Below are 17052 nucleotides of genomic sequence, written 5' to 3'. Positions count from 1 at the left end.
GAACAACTTTACGACCACTTTTCAAGCATTAGCCCTTGTCTAGCTAACAAGGGAAGATTATCTGACTGCTCACAAGCTACAACACAACTGTGAAGCCTGAGTTGGCTATTCATAAACACATTTGCGCTTGCACTACATTCTTAATAGAACCCATTAAGAACTACACAACAATAAAATATTACACACAATTAACCATGTTTAACCACATTTCTATCAATCGTTTAACAACGTTAGCCGTCGCTTTCCTTTGTGTAGCTACAAAGGCATTTGCAGGAGACACGATTACTATCCCATCTAACTTTTACCATGTTGATGCTAAACAGCATATCATCGTAATCAATAAGAAGGTTGGGGATATTAATGCAGATGCCGACGAACTAAGAACTCATCTTGTACTTGATAAAGATTATGCATTTGTTAACCCGACGCTCCTTGTAAATACAGCTTCGTCGTATCAAGTAACACTGCAAAATACAGTCTATACGGCTTATTTTACTGACTTACCAATTATTCATATTGACACAGAAAACGAAATAGTTGACTCGCCTAGCGTTTACGCTAATTTTTTAATGTCTGAAGCAAGTGGAGCTGTAATGCAATCCAGTTTAGGCATTGAAATCCGGGGTGGCTACTCGCAAGTTTATCCTAAGAAATCGTATAAGTTAAGCTTCTGGAGTGATACGAAGGGGGATGTCAGTAGAGATGTTAGCCTGTTAAAGATGCGGACCGATAATAAGTGGAATCTACAAGCCCTTTATAACGAACCACTTCGCTCTAATAGCAAAACTTCTAACGAGCTGTGGCAGGACATTCACCAGATATATTATAAGGATAAAGAGCCAGATGCCAAGAATGGAATCGATATGGCTTACGTAGAAGTTTTTCTGAATAATGAATACAAAGGGTTGTATGCTCTTAGTGAGAGAATCGATCGTAAGCAGCTAAAGCTAAAGAAATATAATAGCGGAATAATTGGAGAACTCTACAAAGGCAATGACTGGGGCGGAGCCGTTACATTTACCAGTCTACCTGATTTCGACAATACTAGCTCAACATGGGGTGGATTTGAATATAAGCACCCCGAAGAAAAAACCGATTGGACTAACTTATATAACTTTGTTAAGTTCGTTGAGAATAGCTCTGACCAAGATTTTTACAACCAGTATAAAACCAAGTTCAATCTTAAAAATGCTGTCGACTATTACATCTTCCTAAATTTAATTAGAGCAGTCGATAATACTGGTAAAAACCTTTATGTAGCTAAATATAAAACGAATGAGCCCTATTATTATGCTCCATGGGATCTAGATGGTACATTCGGTAATAATTGGTTCGGCGGCCGCGACAATGTCACGAACGACATCTTATCGAACGGATTTTACAAACGCTTAATCAAGGACAATTCACCTTCTGGATTCAATGCCACCTTATACCAACGGTGGGCAGAGTTGAGAGCTACTGTTATCACAGAAGATTACATTTTGCATAAGTTCAAAGAGAAGCAAGATTACCTTTTGAACAACAACATCTACGAGAGAGAACATCTTGCTTGGAACAGCTTTAGCTATGACAACACGTACGCAGACTACACTGCTACGTGGCTCAAAAGCCGAATCGCTTACCTAGATGGTATCTTTGCTCAGAGCTCTACAGTACTGAAAAGTGGAAGTAGCAAGCAAGGCGCCGCCGTAAGCATCTATCCTAATCCAGCAAACGATTTCTTGTTCGTAGAAACTGAAGCTTTGCCGTACGAGCTATCTATTCAAGATATGAACGGTAGAGTAGTGTCAAAGACCATGTTAAACGGCACTTTGAACAAAATTGCTATCAATAACCTAGCAAAAGGCTTGTATATGGTAACTGTGAAGAACAGCAAAACATTTAGAACGCAGAAGCTTGTCATTAACTAGCTAGCTACTCAGCCCATAACGACAAACGGCTCACTACTATAGTGAGCCGTTTGTCGTTATGGGGTCATTATATTTTAGCATGTCTTCTTTGTCACGGCTTAGGCAGCTATGTCTTGATAGAGCGGACGGATGGTGGCTTCAGTAGAAGCTACCTGCATAGGTACAACAGCTGTTTCGTCAGCGTGCCGACGTAAAGCACGCATCAATAAATACTTGTACTTTTCTGCGTCAGCTAAAGCTGCTTCTACTGCTTTCACAGCATCAGTGTAGGTTACGACTGGTTGCAATTCCCGACGCGGACGTCTCGCCTCAAAAACGTGGCCTTCTAAGTAATCAGCTGGATTTTTCATCGGTCGGCAGAAGTTATACAGTTGTAAATTTCTCTATTATAAGAACACCAGACCTAGCTTATAGATTCATTCCTGACAGCATAAAATATGATTTAATTCAGTTCCACACTACACATCAATGCGTAGTACGAGCTTTCCGAACTGCTCGCCGTTGTCCATGCGGCGCATAGCGTTTTCTCCTTCAGCCAAGGGAAATACTTCGTCAATAATAGGCACGAGTTGCTTCTCCTCAACAAGGCGTACCATGTCGGCAAAATCTTGCTCAGTGCCCATGGTAGATCCTAGCACGGAAAGTTGCTTCCAGAATATTTTGCGTGCTACTACCTCCGGAATGTTGCCTTGTGTAGCTCCATAGAACACGAGGCGTCCGCCAGGAGCTGCCACATCTAACAGGGTATTGAATCCTGCTCCAGCGGCACTATCAACTATCACGTCGAAGGCTCCACCGGCTTGATTCAACAGATCATCGACCCACTTCTCTTCCTTGTAGTTTACGCCACCTCGGGCACCTAGCTGTTGCGCACGGGCTAGCTTAGCAGGTGAGCTGGAAGTAACCCATACTTCTGCACCTGAAGCTATAGCCATTTGCATACCGAGCAGTGCTACGCCGCCGCCGATACCGGTGATGAGCACTCGTTCACCTGCTTGTAGTTTGGCGCGCGTAAAAATTGCACGGTACGCGGTTGCTCCGCCTAATGGTAAAACCGCCGCCTGCTCAAAGCTGAGGTGTGCCGGCAACGGGCAAACCTGCGAGACAGGCACGGCTATGTATTCGGCGAAGGTTCCTTGCTCCGGCAGGCCTAGGATAGTGAACGTTTTGGATTGCGCCCGTGGGTTTTCGCCCCAATGCTGCCCTGGATTGATAAGTACAGCTTGATGTAAGAGGGCTTCGTCGACACCTTCTCCTAGTTCAGAAATCACTCCGGCTCCATCAGAGCCTAGAATGCAGGGAAAGCGCAGCCCAGCATATTGCCCTCTCTGAATCCAAACATCACGATGGTTGAGAGCGGCAGCTTTGAGTTGAATTAAGACTTGGTTGGGACCTGGTGTTGGCGTAGGAACCTGTTGCAGGACCAGCGGCTGATGAATACCATCTAGACGAAGAGCTTTCATGTATGAGGAGCAAAATAAGTAACCGAAGTAGGCAATTCAAGCGCAGAAACCAACTCTTGGTTACAGTAACTACGATTACTGTAACCTTGATTACAAAATAAATGTATGCGTTTGTAACATTTAATAGCCACTTCGCATGCTATTCTATGCATGCTCTCCTATCCCGCGTTTGCTCAACGGACTACCTAGCTGGCGTCTGGCCGAAAGTAAATATTCAAACGGCACTTTGTATACAATTCCGCAATTATTGAGCAAGTCACACTTGACCACTGCATGTTATGGCCTCCACAAATTCTCTTTTCGCTTTTGAAAGTCCGGATGATAATCTTGGCTTTCTGCTGTGGCAGGTGACAAACCTTTGGCAACGGGAAATTAAAAAGGCACTGGAGCGTTTTGACCTTACACACGCTCAGTTTGTAGTGCTAGCATCAGCCCACCAGCTGGATCAACAAGCTACGCCCGTGACGCAAATTGCTTTGGCAGACCACGCGCGGATCGACAAGATGATGGCGAGTAAGTTGTTGCGCACGCTAGAAGCAAAAGGCTTGCTCGTACGCACCGAGCACGAGCATGACACGCGTGCCAAAGCTATTGCCCTCACACCCATCGGCACCAAAACACTGGTGCAAGCTGCTTGGGCAGTAGAAGAATTTGACAAGATCTTTTTTAGCACACTAGGCACTCAACAAGCAAGCTTGATACAGCCGTTGCGGGCGTTAATTAGCGCGAACAACAGTCCTGCCGAGGATACGAAGTCGTCTTAGCCACTGTCAGTACTGCCGCAAGTAAGGCATCGGTGTTAGAGAAAGCGCTTAGCTAGCTCTGGGGTAGGAAGCATACAGGCCTCCTCACGGCCAAACCAGCGGTAACGGTTACGCGCTACGAATCGGTAAGCGGCGTCACGCATAAAGCGTGGCAATACTATACCGGCATACAGCAAGGCCCAAGCGCCACCTAGCTTTCGCAAAATGTGTAGCACGGCCGTTGAATGTGAATAAACGCTAGTAGCAGTTACCAACAGTACACTCTCGGGGTCAGTAACGGGAGCAGTTATTCCACGGGCTGCGAGCAGTTTCTGACCAGCCTCTGATTGTAGTGAAGCAAAGCGAAAATGCCCAGCCGAATCGTTTTTGATAATAAACTGCACAAATCCATTGCAGAGGTTACAAACCCCATCGAAAAGAATAGTAGCAGACGGACGCGACATAGCAGAAAACGGCAGCAGGAGCCAATAGAGTTTGGAGGCAAATAGGTCAGTTTATAGGGCGAACTTGGTGTCTATACGAAGTTGCGAGCAAAGCAGCTAGACTCCTTCGAGTTAACAAAATATTGTCTTATCAAGTAGCCAACAATATAATTATGTCAATCTGATATTTACACTAGTTTATATAAGCTTAATTTCATTAATCTGTATATCAATAATTTACATATCATTAAGTAAGTAAAATTACGGATTAACTCCGTATTAAAACAGAATTAATCCAATAAATAACCGGTAGCCCCTAGATTGTACAAGGTCGTATAGGCAAGGACACGAACCACTACCTAACCTTTCCTTGCTATGAAAAAGAAATGGCTTATGGCCATACCGGCTACTTTGTTGTGCTTATCGTTGGGCGTAACGTCTTGCGACGACGACGATGACAACAACACCCCTAGTACTACAAGCGGTACTACAAGTGGAACAACCTCTGGCACCACCAGCGGAACTACTTCGGGTACTACTACCAGTGGTACAACTTCGGGCACTACCTCAGGCACGACAAGCGGCACCACTACGAGTGGCACTACTTCCGGTACAACTACTGGAACCACTTCTGGTACGACTACTTCGGGTACTACGAGTGGTACCACAAGCGGTACGACTACTGGTACTACAAGTGGGACTACTGCAGGCACGACAACCGGTAGTACTACTGGTACTACTGCTGGCACGACGAGCGGAACTACTACTGGTACGACGAGCGGCACCACGAGTGGGACAACTACTGGAACGACAAGCGGCACGACTTCGGGCACCACGACTGGTACTACTTCGGGTTCAACAGGGGGTTCGACAACCAGTACTACATCTGGCACAACAACTTCCGGCACTACTACAGGAAGCACTACAGGTGGTAGCACTACTAGCGGCACAACAGGCGGTGGCACCACTTCGGGAAGCACTACGGGTGGTAGCACTACCAGCGGTGGTACCACGAGTGGTGGTACGACGGGAGGCAGCACCACGAGCGGCGGTACTACCAGTGGTGGCACGACGGGCGGTGGAGGTACCACTGGCGGCGGTGGCACTACCTAATAGACCTATAATACTTGCTGATTAAAAAATCTGCCCGGCAGTATGTCCGCTTGCTGGACGCTGCCGGGCAGATTTAGTTGGTTTTGGTCTGCCAACTCTTAAGCTCAGCATTAACTCTCAGTAAATTAGTTACGTAAGGCCGTAGAGTTCTTGCTTTAACTAATACACCCTCATTCTTTCATCTCTAATTCTTTTATGAAAAAGATTCCATTCATGATGCTAGCTGCTTCGATGTTGGCTACTTCACTCACGTTAAGCAGCTGTGGCGGCAATAACAGTGGCGCAGAAAACGGTGGAGCAGGTGGTAGCACCAGCGGATCATCAACTGACGCTAGCAGCACGATGTCGTCCGATTCTTCTAGCATGTCAGGCTCTTCCGATATGTCTTCGACGGATGGTAGCACGACTGGCACTGGTGATGCAGCAGGCTCTACTGCTGGCACAACGGCCGGTGGCACTACTACCGGTGGTAGCACGGCAGCTGATGCATCTACAACGGGCAGCGCCGGTACTGGTGCTACCACGGGTGGCACTACCACAGGCGCCACTACCGGTGCAGGTGGCTCGACCACTGGCTCAACTGGTGGTTCAACGACAGGCGGCAGCACTACCTAAGCCTTTGCCCATTGCATAATACCTAATTACCAAAACGGCCCAAACAGCATCTTACAAGTGCCGTTTGGGCCGTTTTGGCAAGGCTCGATTCTGCGTAGAAAACTGCGTTTTCTACGCTATGCTCTCTAGAGGCGCAGTTCTTTTACACAGGATTTTAGCACCAAAATTCAAGCTTCTCGTATGAGTACCTGGCGCGCACAGCGCTTTCTGTCCTCCCCTAAATTTCAACTGCTATGAAAAAGACACGTCATGTACTAGGTTTTTTGGCATTCACTGCCTTTGTTTTAAGCGCCGGCACTAGTGTTGCTCAAACCACTGGAGGTACTACTGGTAGCACCGTTGGTGGTACCACTTCAGGCACCACTACCGTGGGCTCGACTACCGGTTATGGTACGACGGTAGGGACAACAGCTGGTACTACAGCCGGTGCTGTAACCTCTGGCACGACGGTAGGCACGACCGCAGGCCTAGGCACCACGGCAGGCACGACCACCATTGGCACAACCGCTGGAACCACAGCCGGCACAACCGTTGGTACTACAGCCGGCACGACGGTAGGCACAACTGCCGGTTTAGGCACCACGGCCGGTACTACTGCTGGCACGACGGTAGGCACGACCGCTGGCAGCATGGGCACGACTACCAGTTCGACCCGGAGCACCCGCACTACGCGTTCTACGCGCACAACCACTAGCGGCAGCCGTTCGGGTTCTACTACCTCGGGCACCACTAGTGGCGGAACCACTCGCTAAGCCTTGTCCGGCTAACGTTTCTTACCAACTCATCTGTCTGAGGGCGGAAAGGCCGGTCATTCCTACGGGGTGACTTGTTTTTCCGCCTTTCATTTTATTCACGACCTTCTACTGTGGCGCCTATGCCCCAAATTCTAGCTTTTCTGCGTCGACCATTTGTGCTTGATCTGCGAGCTATGGCTCTGATGCGTATCGCAGTAGCCGCTGTTATCCTCACCGACTTAGTCATCCGCAGCACGGATCTGGAAGCGCATTATGCCAACCTAGGTGTATTGCCACTCAACGTGCTGTATCAGTACAACTGGAACCCCTATCAGTTTTCCCTGCATGCCATTACAGGGCTTTGGCAAGGCGAAGCCCTGCTCTTTCTACTAGCAGCCGCTGCGGCCGTAGCCTTGCTGCTAGGGTATAGTACCCGGCTGATGACTATAATTTCGTGGCTGCTGCTGGTGTCGCTGCAAAACCGTAACCCACTTATCGGGCAAGGCGGCGACGACCTGTTGCGCATGCTGCTTTTCTGGGGCATCTTTTTGCCCTGGGGGCGCTTGTACTCCCTTGATGCTCGCAGCAAAGTAGCACCCACAAACTACGCCTACTTCAGCGCTGCTACCGTGGCTTATATCGTGCAGCTAGCCTTGGTATACTGGTGCACCGCGCTGCTCAAACATGCGCCGGAGTGGTCGAAGGAAGGTACCGCTATCTATTATGCGCTTAGCCTCGACCAGTTGTTGATGCCGGGGGGACGCTTGCTTTACCAGCATTATGATCTAATGCGGTATCTCACCTTTGCTACGTACTACACCGAGATGCTCTTGCCTTTCGTGCTGTTCATTCCGTTTGGGGTAACGTGGTGGCGGCTGCTGTTTGTTGGGGTGCTCTACTCCTTCCACATCGGTATCAGCCTTACGCTGTTTGTTGGCTTGTTTTACCTTATCAACATGGCGTCAGTCCTCGGTTTGCTTCCTCCTTGGACGATGAACTGGCTGGATCGGCACATCCGAACGCGGGCCCAACGCCTAGGGCCACGCCTAGCGCAGTGGCGACCTAGCTTGGAGCAATGGCAGCGGCTGCCTTTCCGGCTGCGGGTGGAAGCTAGCTGGCAACGTTCGAGCGGCACCGACCGCCTGCTGCGGACGATGCGCGAAACGGTCGTGACGCTCCTGCTCGTGTACGTGTGCTGGTGGAACCTCGACACTATTGCTAAACCCGAGTGGTATATGAAAGACCCGCTGCGTTGGTTTGGGTATTTGTTTCGCACCGACCAGCACTGGGGCATGTTTGCGCCCGCTGTGTTCAAAGATGATGGCTGGTACATTCTGGATGCCACCACTAAAGACGGCAAACACATCGACCTGAACCGCAAAGGTCGCCCGCTGACGTACGACAAGCCCTATTCGGTAATGGCGCTCTTCAAAAACGACCGGTGGCGTAAGTACTCAGAGAATTACTTGTTCGTCTCCAATTCTTATATGCGGCCTTATTACTGCAACTATTGGCTGCGCATCTGGCAGGAGAAGCACCCTAATCGGCCCATCAGTCGGCTCGACGTGATTTACATGAAAGAAGTGTCGCTGCCTGATTACAAAGTTTCGAAGCCTACCCGTGAGGTGCTCTGCAGCTGTGAAACAGAGCCTGCTCAACCAGCCCCGCAGCAGTAGCCATTAGCTTTCCACAATCTATTAGCTCGACAATACCTTTTTCAGCGGGCTTCAGTACAAGCAAAAGCAAGTTCTGCTGGCGTGTTGCCGATCCTACACGAGCGGCAACACGCATCACCTCCTTAACAACTTCTTTTTATGGCTGAGCAAAATCATGCTACGCGCGGCAACACGCCCGCTTTGCAGCACGTCGCGCCAGGCGTGTGGGCGCTGCGCAATGTATTTGTAAATCTGTTTTATGTGCGCGACCCGGAAGCACCTGCCGGCCCTTGGGCGCTGATTGACGCGGGGCTGCCTGGTTCGGCGCCAAAAGTGCTGGACAAAGCCACGTTCTTGTTTGGCGAGGACAACCCGCCCGCGGCTATTGTGCTCACGCATGGCCACTTCGACCATGTTGGGGCCCTGCACACGCTGGTAGAGCGTTGGCCCGATGTGCCGGTCTATGCGCACCCGCTGGAGCTACCGTACTTGACAGGGCGCTCTTCGTATCCGCCCCCTGACCCAAGCGTAGGTGGTGGCGCCATGGCGGCTATGTCGTTTCTGTACCCTAAGAAGCCTATCGACCTAGGTGACCGGGTGAAGCCTCTGCCGGAAGACGGCACCGTGCCCAGCCTGCCTGGCTGGCGCTGGGTTGCAACGCCGGGCCACTCGCCAGGACACGTCTCCTTCTTCCGCGAATCGGACCGCTTGCTGCTGGCCGGCGACGCCTTCGTGACGACGAAGCAAGAATCGGCTATGGCGGTGTGGCAACAGAAGCAGGAAGTACATGGTCCACCCGCCTATTTCACCTGTGACTGGGAGCAAGCGCGCGCCTCGGTGCAAACTCTGGCCGAACTACAACCCGAAATAGCGGCTACAGGCCACGGCATTCCGATGCACGGCCAAGAGCTCCGCGACCAACTAAATGCCCTTGTACAGCATTTCGAGCAAGAGGCAGTACCCGCGCAAGGCCGCTACGTGCCCCAGCCAGCTCTTGCCGACGAAACCGGCGTTATTGCCGTGCCCCCCGCCCTGCCGAACCCTATGCCCAGTTTGCTCCTAGGTATTGGTTTGGTTGGTCTAGCGACTTACGTCCTAGCCACTCAGGATAAGCCCACGCAGCAGCACCAAAAGTAGGTATCCAGAACAGTTGTATTTTCACATCTAGCTATCAATGTCAGAAGCTAGAACTAGAAGCTCCCCTCCTTTTTTAAGGAGGGGTTGGGGGTGGTTCCTGTCGTTGAACGAGAAGCTAGGTCTAGTTTTTTAGTTCTAGTTAGACCACCCCCAGCCCCTCCTTAAAAAAGGAGGGGAGCTTCTTAGTGCTAGCTCTCTGTTCTCTGGTTGTATTTCTAGCAATTCAGCGCATCAGATTTTCTCCAGAATGTAGTGTGCAGCTTTGGGCATTATCTTGCTTGTTGCTAAATGCGCTCTTTCCTGTTATTGATCTTCGGGCTACTGTTGAGTACGGCCAGTTTTGCTCAAAATACCTTTCGCGCCGTCGTGCTCGATAGCACCACCCGTGAGCCATTGATTGGGGTGAGTGCCGTGGTACATGGTACAACATCTGGCGGCACTACCGATAACCGAGGCCGCTTAATGTTACCTAACCTCAACGGCGAAACGGCTCAAATCGACTTCTCTTACCTAGGGTACCAGGCACGCAGTGTGCGCGTAACGTTTCCCCAAACCACTCCCCTGATACTGCTCCTGCCCCCCGATGCCGAGCAGCTAGGCGAAGTAATTGTGACGAGTACGCGCACCAATTCCCGCCTCGAAGACCTGCCTACGCGCGTTGAGGTGTTGGGCGAGGAGGAAGTGCAAGAAGAAAACGGCATCAAGCCCGGCAACATTGCCTCCTTGCTCGGCGACATTGCTGGCACCCAAATTCAGCCTACTTCTCCTACTACCGGCAACGCCGACTTACGTATTCAGGGGTTGCAGGGTCGCTACTCGCAGATTCTGCGCGATGGTCTGCCCTTGCTAGGTGGCTATGCCGGCGGCTTCGGCATCCTGCAAATTCCGCCGCTCGACTTGCGCCAGATTGAGTTGATTAAAGGCTCATCCAGTACGCTTTACGGCGGCGGGGCTATTGCTGGCCTAGTGAATTTGGTGAGTAAAACCCCAAGGCTCGGCGACTCGCAGTACACCGTCACGATTAATCAAAGTACGTTGCGCGAGAGCAACCTCAACGGTTTTGCCAGCGGCCGCAACGACAAGCTAGGCTACACGCTCTACGGTGGCCTCACGCGTCAGCAGGATGTCGATGTCGACGGCGACGGCTTCGTAGACGTACCTAGGTTGCGCAACCTGACCGTGCACCCGCGCTTCTTTTGGTACCCTAATGCGCATGGGCAATTAGCCGTTGGCTATACCGGCACGTTCGAGTCGCGACGGGGCGGCGACCAGCGCCGCTTACGCGATGGTAGTGATGTACCGGGCCATGAGTACTTCGTTACAAACCAACTGCAACGGCATACGTTCGACGCCATTTATACCCAAGACAGTGTGGCGGGCGGCAACCTCACACTGAAAGGCACGGTGAGCAGCTTCAACCGCGACGTGACAACTAACACCGTTGCTTTTGCAGCGCGGCAGCTTTCGTACTACTCCGAAGCCAGTTACCTCCACCGCCTAGGCCGGCACACAGTAGTAGGCGGCATCAACTTCAACGGGGAGGCCTTGCGCCCGGACCTAGCTAGCCGCACGCCCCTGCTCAACCGCTACACGTACGCCACAGTGGGCGCTTTTGCGCAAGACGATTGGCAGATCATACGTCCGCTCACGGTGCAAGTGGGCTTGCGCGTAGATCACCAGAACCAGTACGGCAACTTCGTGCTGCCGCGAGTAGCGCTGCTTTTTCGTGCTAACGAACACCTCACTGCTCGCCTCAACGGAGGCCTCGGTTACCGCGTGCCCGTGCCCTACGTGAATGAGCTAGATGAGCGCCAGTATCCGCAGGTACAGCCGCTCACGAACGTTCAGGCCGAACGCTCGCTCGGCCTAAACGGCGACGTGAACTGGACGCACAACTTCTCTTCGGACGTGCGGCTGAACATCAACCAGGGCTTCTTCTACACGCGTCTGAACCACCCCATGGTGCTTTTTCCCGAGGAAGCACCCGTGACAACACCGCTGGCGTGGCAAAGCGAAAGCCGCCCTGTGGTCAGCCGAGGCCTGGAAACCTACGTGCGCCTACAAGCTGATGAGACGGAACTCTACCTAGGGTATGTCTTCACGGATGCACGGCGGCACTACGACCCAGTGCACCCGCACGTGGAGCTAGCTGCCCGCCATAAGCTATCGGCCGTGGCCGTTCAGGAGGTCAGCGAACATTGGGGCGCAGGTATCGAAGCATCGTATACCGGTCAGCAGTATTTGCCCGATGGCACTACCACCCCCGGTTACCCTATCGTTGCCTTGCTGGTGCGCTACCTCACGGGGCCTTGGACGGTGGTATTAAACGCCGAAAATGTGCTTGATTACCGCCAGACACGTCGCGAAGCTGTGGTACTGGCCCCTCTTAACAACCCTGAGTTTCGGCCGTTGTGGGCGCCGGTGGAGGGACGTGTCGTCAACCTATCAGTTAACTGGCGCTTCTTGAAGAAGTAGAATACGAAGCTACTGCAATCATTTTGGCACTACTAAGCTACTTTTTTCAATGATTTTATTCGCGTTTTTATACTAACAACTTCCAATAATTCAAGCATTTACCTGTAGCTACAGCTTAACAATTTCGTAACACAAAGCTCAACGAAAGCAGATTTTCTTCAGAATTCCCGTTTAAGCTTGCTAGCTCCTCTTCTATCGCACCGTTGTGGTAGGAGGGCCTTGTACTCATTCGCTGAAGAAAAACGATTACTCATGCGCTCTTTTCTATCTCGCAGTATTGTTGGAGTGGCCTTGTGGCTGGCCACTTTCACGCCGACGCTCGCCCAAGTACTACCCACATCCCCGGCCGCTGCCGACACCACCCACAAGTACGAAAATCCAGGCGGCGTTTCGACCCCTAAGCCGCTGGTGCCCTGGTACAAGGGTAAGTTAGTGAAGGCTACCATTGTACCGGCCCTGATGATCACCTATGGTGCGACCTGCATCAACGGCAATGGGTTGTACAGCAGCTACCAAGCCAACCGTGACATTCATAAGCTGTTCCCCACTTTCCGTACGCACCTCGATAACATCCTGATCATTGCACCTTACTTGGAGCTAGGTGGTGTGCTCCTCGCCGGGGTAGAGTCGAAAAACGACAATATCAACATCGGTTTGGTGGTGCTGAAAAGCGAGCTGATTATGCTCTCCAGCACTTTCATCGTGAAGTCATTGACTAAGATCCGTCGGCCCGATAACTCCGATATGCTTTCGTTTCCGTCGGGGCACACGGCGCAGGCCTTCTTGGCTGCCAGCATTGTACACAACGAGCTTCGCGACAAAAGCCAGTGGTATGGTGTTGGGGCCTACGCCATTGCCACCAGCGTGGCGGCCTTGCGCATGATCAACAGCAAGCACTGGCAAAGCGACGTGGTAGCTGGCGCGGGCTTCGGCATTCTGTCGGCGCACCTAGGCTACCTCACACACCGCAACCGCTGGGGCCGCAAGCCTCTTATGCCCACTGGCATGAACATCATGCCCACGTGGCAGCAGGGCGCCCCTGGTCTCGGCATGACCTGGAAGCTGTAATGCTACAGCAACACACTACCTCCTTCTGATTCTACCCTTTAGAACGTCAGGCTCTGTAGTAGCCTGACGTTCTTTGCTTTTCTCCCTTTCACCTGATTATCAAGACCTAACTATGTGGTGGATATACGCGCTCTTTTCTGCCTTTTTTGCGGCCCTTACCGCCATCCTGGCCAAAGTCGGGGTGAAAGGCGTTGACTCGGACCTAGCTACCGCCATACGGACTTCCGTGATACTGGTGCTAGCGTGGGGTATTGCGTATTTTCGGGGCGGCACTCAGCATCTTACGACTTTATCACGCACCAATCTGCTGTTTCTGGGCTTATCGGGCATTGCGACGGGGTTGTCGTGGGTCTGCTACTTCCGGGCCCTGCAACTAGGCGAAGTGTCGCAGGTAGCGCCCGTAGATAAGCTGAGCGTAGCGCTGGCTATCGGGCTTTCAGTCGTGTTCTTGGGAGAGAAGCTGACCATACAAACGGCTATCGGCGCTGGCCTTATCTTAGCAGGCACGCTGGTACTGGTGCTCTGGAAATAGCTTCGGCACCTAGGTGCGGGCACAAGAACACACCCTAGAGCGTTTTAGTAATACTCAGCCACTCAGTCATTCCCCGTGAAACTGCTCATTATCGAAGACGAAGCCCCGCTGCGCACTGCCCTCATCGACTACCTGCGCCAGGATGGGTACGTGTGCGATGCGGCAGCCACCTACGAGCAGGCACACGAGAAAGTGAAGCTCTACCAGTACGACTGCGTGCTGCTCGACCTTACCTTACCCGACGGCAACGGCCTCGATATTGTGCGCACGCTGAAAGCGGATGGCTCTGCCGCTGGCGTACTCATTCTCTCCGCCCGCGACGCCTTGGATGACAAAATACTAGGCCTAGAGCTAGGTGCCGACGATTACCTAGCCAAGCCCTTTCACCTCTCCGAACTGAACGCCCGCGTGAAGGCCCTCATCCGGCGGCGGCAGTTCCAGGGGCAGCGCCACTTGCTGTTCCGCGACCTAGCTATTTTCCCCGATCAGGCGCTGGTGCTGGTGCACAACCAGCCGCTCACCCTCACCCGCAAGGAGTACGAGTTGCTGCTTTACTTGCTGGCTAATCCAGGCCGGGTACTCACTAAAGAATCAATTGCCGAGCACCTGTGGGGCGACGTAGCCGACACCGCCGACTCCTTCGATTTCATCTACTCGCACCTGAAAAACCTGCGCAAAAAGCTCCAGGAGAAAGGCGCCGACAACTACATTCAGACAATCTACGGGCTAGGGTATAAGCTGAACGTGAGCTAGGTTGTAGAGACACATAATTGTGTCTCAATCGTTGCTGCTATTGTTTAGCTGGGAATAATAGGCAAGTCACCTAGCATTTGTTGCTCAATTAGGAACCGCAAGATTTTGCAGCTCCACTCCGAAGCCATTGCACTATGAAACTGCTCACCGCCACCAACCGCTACTACTTAGGGCTGAGTGCGGGGCTTTTTGTGTTGTGTGGCTTGCTGTTTTATGGGGGCCTGCAACGCGCACTGCGGCACGAGGTAGATGAACAGCTACTAAATCAGCAGGCGTTTATTCTGCGTCGGGCGCAGCGGAGTGGTACGGCCTCGGCGTTGCCCTTCGCCGAGCCACCCACGATCCACCGCACGCGCCCCACTAGGCTAGGCTTCAGCGACACATTGCTGTTGGACATGCTGGATCAGGCACTGGTGCCGCACCGGCAGTTTGTCTTTGCCGTGCCCGATCCTGATGGTACGCGCTGGGTGACGCTGCGCAAGTCGCTGTTGGAAACACAGGATATTCTCAAGCTGGTAGTGGCGGTGCTCGGCTTGATGCTCGCCTTGTTGCTACTGGGTGTGGTAGGATTGAACCGTTGGTTGGCGGGTCGCCTGTGGTCACCTTTCCGCCATACCCTGGCAGCGCTGCGTCATTACGACTTAGCCCAGCACCAACCGCTTCGTCTGCCTGCTTCGAGTATTGCGGAGTTTGCGGAACTGAACCTAGCGCTTACCCAGATGAGCGCCCGTCTCGAAGCCGACTACCGAACACTGAAGGAATTCACTGAGAATGCGGCACACGAAACCCAAACGCCGCTGGCCATCATGCAGGCTAAACTTGAGCAACTGATGCAGCTGCCGGCCCTAGCCGACCCCGCGGCTGCGCCCCTGCTAGGCGACCTTTACGGCGCCACGCTTCGCCTTTCGCGCTTACACCAAGGCCTTACGCTGCTAAGTAAAATCGAGAACCGACAATTTCCCGGCGCCCTACCCGTCCGCCTCGACCAGCTGCTCACCGAGAAGCTCCACCACCTGCGCGACTTCATCGAGGCCAAGGAGCTGCAGGTGACGGTAATGATGCCGAGCATACCGACCCTGCACCTTCACCCTGCCCTGGCCGACTCGTTGGTTGGCAACTTGCTGCAAAATGCCGTGAAGCATAACCTCCGAGGCGGCGAGTTGCGCGTGACCCTCACAGCAGAAGCGTTGGAAGTAGAAAACTGTGGCCCGGCGCTACCCACGGACAACCCGGAGCAGTTCTTCGAGCGGTTTCGAAAGCTGCGCACCACCTCCGATTCGCCGGGCCTAGGTCTGTCCATCGTGCAGCAGGTTTGCCAGTACTACGGCTTTGCCCTTTCCTACCGCGTTACGCCCGCGCCAGTACGTCACCTATTACGCGTGCGTTTCTGAGCAGCTTGTCCAGATTTTCTCCAGAATCGACTAGTAAACTGCCAGACAAGCCAATAACCTCTGGAGGAGAACAGTGCAAGTGCAACTTTTACGGAAGGCGTACGCGCCTACCCGGCTTTTCAGTTTACTCGTCTTGCTGCTGCTTAGCATTAGAGCAGCGGCCCAAGTGCCGGAACTTGCCGACAGCCTTGGCAGCGCACCAGTAGCTACTACTCGCTTCAGCCAACGACTCAATACGTGGCGCCAAAAGCCGGTTGTGCGCGCTTTGTTAGTGCCTAGCCTGCTTATCGGGGCGGGCGCCCTCACCACGGAGCGGGTCGACATGCTAGAAACCGATGAAGCCGTGCACGACGAAGTGCGGGAGCATATGCCGCAGGTGCACACCAATATTGAAGACCAGCTGCGCTACGTTCCGGCCTACACGAGCCTAGGTTTAAGCATCGTTGGGGTTCATGGCCAGCATAATACCCTGGAGCAAGGGATCATCTTTTTTATGGCCAAAACCATTAATGATGGCCTGACCAGCAACCTCAAGCGCCTCACCCACGTGCGCCGTCCCGACGGCAGCACCTTCGATTCGTTTCCGAGCCAGCACACTAGTGCGGCGTTTGCCTCAGCCACCTTCCTGCACAAAGAGTACGGCGCCCACAGTATCTGGTACAGCATCGGTGGCTACTCGGTGGCCACGGCTACCGGCGCTTTACGCATCTTGAAAGAGCGGCACTGGCTTTCCGATGTAGTAGCCGGGGCAGGCGTGGGCATTCTCTCTACGGAAGCCGCTTTTTGGGTTTATCCGTTGCTGCGGCGCACGGCTTTCAAAATTATCAAGCGCCCTGACCTAGGTAGCCGGGTACTAGTAATGCCACTGTATGTGAATGGAGCCGTTGGCGCCAGCTTTGCCCTAACGTTGCGTTAGTAGGTTCTTCCTTGCCCTGCGAAACTGGCTAACACCCAGAAGAACCCTAGCAAGCTCCGTAAAAGACTTGAATCATAGATGAAACTGCTATGGAATGCCGCTGT

Annotated in this window: 16 protein-coding genes; 13 read left to right on the top strand and 3 right to left on the bottom strand. The window is 52.6% G+C overall.

Annotation, left to right across the window (positions count from 1 at the left end; genetic code table 11):
• Positions 1–194 precede the first annotated feature (194 nt).
• On the top strand, positions 195–1910 hold the full coding sequence (locus SD425_RS06905; RefSeq protein ID WP_324676795.1) for a CotH kinase family protein: 1716 nt from the start codon (positions 195–197) through the stop codon (positions 1908–1910).
• 98 nt (positions 1911–2008) lie between these two features.
• On the opposite strand, the gene SD425_RS06900 is transcribed toward SD425_RS06905, so the two are convergent.
• Complete coding sequence (locus tag SD425_RS06900) at positions 2009–2260, bottom strand: hypothetical protein (protein ID WP_324676793.1); 252 nt, start codon at positions 2258–2260, stop codon at positions 2009–2011.
• A 108-nt stretch (positions 2261–2368) separates the two neighbouring features.
• Positions 2369–3373, bottom strand: coding sequence for a zinc-binding dehydrogenase (locus SD425_RS06895; protein WP_324676791.1), 1005 nt, complete (start codon positions 3371–3373; stop codon positions 2369–2371).
• Between the two features lie 278 nt (positions 3374–3651).
• On the opposite strand from SD425_RS06895, the gene SD425_RS06890 reads away from it, so the two are divergent.
• Positions 3652–4137 carry a MarR family winged helix-turn-helix transcriptional regulator gene (locus SD425_RS06890; protein ID WP_324676789.1) on the top strand — a complete coding sequence of 162 codons (486 nt, stop codon included), beginning with the start codon at positions 3652–3654 and terminating at the stop codon, positions 4135–4137.
• 35 nt (positions 4138–4172) lie between these two features.
• On the opposite strand, the gene SD425_RS06885 is transcribed toward SD425_RS06890, so the two are convergent.
• Entirely contained in the window at positions 4173–4580 is a 408-nt protein-coding gene (locus SD425_RS06885; RefSeq protein ID WP_324676787.1) for a thiol-disulfide oxidoreductase DCC family protein, read from the bottom strand.
• Between the two features lie 354 nt (positions 4581–4934).
• Here SD425_RS06885 and SD425_RS06880 point away from each other — a divergent pair, with 354 nt between their 5' ends.
• The 11 genes from SD425_RS06880 (at position 4935) to SD425_RS06830 (ending at position 16948) form a co-directional block, all read left to right on the top strand.
• The gene (locus SD425_RS06880; protein WP_324676785.1) at positions 4935–5672 is read left to right on the top strand and encodes a hypothetical protein; all 738 of its coding nucleotides are present in this window, start codon (positions 4935–4937) and stop codon (positions 5670–5672) included.
• Positions 5673–5867: 195 nt separating this feature from the next.
• Entirely contained in the window at positions 5868–6287 is a 420-nt protein-coding gene (locus SD425_RS06875) for a hypothetical protein (protein WP_324676783.1), read from the top strand.
• A gap of 233 nt (positions 6288–6520) precedes the next feature.
• Positions 6521–7039 carry a hypothetical protein gene (locus SD425_RS06870; protein WP_324676781.1) on the top strand — a complete coding sequence of 173 codons (519 nt, stop codon included), beginning with the start codon at positions 6521–6523 and terminating at the stop codon, positions 7037–7039.
• Between the two features lie 122 nt (positions 7040–7161).
• Entirely contained in the window at positions 7162–8697 is a 1536-nt protein-coding gene (locus tag SD425_RS06865) for a hypothetical protein (RefSeq protein ID WP_324676779.1), read from the top strand.
• A gap of 138 nt (positions 8698–8835) precedes the next feature.
• Complete coding sequence (locus tag SD425_RS06860; RefSeq protein WP_324676777.1) at positions 8836–9813, top strand: MBL fold metallo-hydrolase; 978 nt, start codon at positions 8836–8838, stop codon at positions 9811–9813.
• Positions 9814–10101: 288 nt separating this feature from the next.
• Positions 10102–12288, top strand: coding sequence for a TonB-dependent receptor (locus tag SD425_RS06855; RefSeq protein WP_324676775.1), 2187 nt, complete (start codon positions 10102–10104; stop codon positions 12286–12288).
• 252 nt (positions 12289–12540) lie between these two features.
• Complete coding sequence (locus SD425_RS06850) at positions 12541–13356, top strand: phosphatase PAP2 family protein (protein ID WP_324676773.1); 816 nt, start codon at positions 12541–12543, stop codon at positions 13354–13356.
• 112 nt (positions 13357–13468) lie between these two features.
• Positions 13469–13888, top strand: coding sequence for an EamA family transporter (locus SD425_RS06845; protein ID WP_324679501.1), 420 nt, complete (start codon positions 13469–13471; stop codon positions 13886–13888).
• A 75-nt stretch (positions 13889–13963) separates the two neighbouring features.
• The gene (locus tag SD425_RS06840; RefSeq protein WP_324676771.1) at positions 13964–14641 is read left to right on the top strand and encodes a response regulator transcription factor; all 678 of its coding nucleotides are present in this window, start codon (positions 13964–13966) and stop codon (positions 14639–14641) included.
• A 134-nt stretch (positions 14642–14775) separates the two neighbouring features.
• Positions 14776–16032: a HAMP domain-containing sensor histidine kinase gene (locus SD425_RS06835; protein ID WP_324676769.1), complete on the top strand. Its 1257-nt coding sequence runs from the start codon at positions 14776–14778 to the stop codon at positions 16030–16032.
• A gap of 73 nt (positions 16033–16105) precedes the next feature.
• Positions 16106–16948, top strand: a complete 843-nt coding sequence (locus SD425_RS06830) for a phosphatase PAP2 family protein (protein WP_324676767.1) — start codon at positions 16106–16108, stop codon at positions 16946–16948.
• Positions 16949–17052: the final 104 nt, after the last annotated feature.

This window comes from Hymenobacter sp. GOD-10R (assembly GCF_035609205.1).
Classification (GTDB): Bacteria; Bacteroidota; Bacteroidia; order Cytophagales; family Hymenobacteraceae; genus Hymenobacter.
Note: the sequence above shows the minus strand (reverse complement) of the source record. Positions and strands in the feature narration are given on the sequence as shown.

Excerpts from the sequence above, each read along its gene's own strand:
- SD425_RS06870 (WP_324676781.1), top strand. The coding sequence starts at position 6,521 with ATGAAAAAGACACGTCATGTACTAGGTTTTTTGGCATTCACTGCCTTT.
- SD425_RS06880 (WP_324676785.1), top strand. The coding sequence starts at position 4,935 with ATGAAAAAGAAATGGCTTATGGCCATACCGGCTACTTTGTTGTGCTTA.
- SD425_RS06835 (WP_324676769.1), top strand. The coding sequence starts at position 14,776 with ATGAAACTGCTCACCGCCACCAACCGCTACTACTTAGGGCTGAGTGCG.
- SD425_RS06860 (WP_324676777.1), top strand. The coding sequence starts at position 8,836 with ATGGCTGAGCAAAATCATGCTACGCGCGGCAACACGCCCGCTTTGCAG.
- SD425_RS06900 (WP_324676793.1), bottom strand. The coding sequence starts at position 2,260 with ATGAAAAATCCAGCTGATTACTTAGAAGGCCACGTTTTTGAGGCGAGA.
- SD425_RS06875 (WP_324676783.1), top strand. The coding sequence starts at position 5,868 with ATGAAAAAGATTCCATTCATGATGCTAGCTGCTTCGATGTTGGCTACT.
- SD425_RS06855 (WP_324676775.1), top strand. The coding sequence starts at position 10,102 with ATGCGCTCTTTCCTGTTATTGATCTTCGGGCTACTGTTGAGTACGGCC.
- SD425_RS06905 (WP_324676795.1), top strand. The coding sequence starts at position 195 with ATGTTTAACCACATTTCTATCAATCGTTTAACAACGTTAGCCGTCGCT.
- SD425_RS06865 (WP_324676779.1), top strand. The coding sequence starts at position 7,162 with ATGCCCCAAATTCTAGCTTTTCTGCGTCGACCATTTGTGCTTGATCTG.
- SD425_RS06845 (WP_324679501.1), top strand. The coding sequence starts at position 13,469 with ATGTGGTGGATATACGCGCTCTTTTCTGCCTTTTTTGCGGCCCTTACC.
- SD425_RS06890 (WP_324676789.1), top strand. The coding sequence starts at position 3,652 with ATGGCCTCCACAAATTCTCTTTTCGCTTTTGAAAGTCCGGATGATAAT.
- SD425_RS06850 (WP_324676773.1), top strand. The coding sequence starts at position 12,541 with ATGCGCTCTTTTCTATCTCGCAGTATTGTTGGAGTGGCCTTGTGGCTG.
- SD425_RS06895 (WP_324676791.1), bottom strand. The coding sequence starts at position 3,373 with ATGAAAGCTCTTCGTCTAGATGGTATTCATCAGCCGCTGGTCCTGCAA.
- SD425_RS06885 (WP_324676787.1), bottom strand. The coding sequence starts at position 4,580 with ATGTCGCGTCCGTCTGCTACTATTCTTTTCGATGGGGTTTGTAACCTC.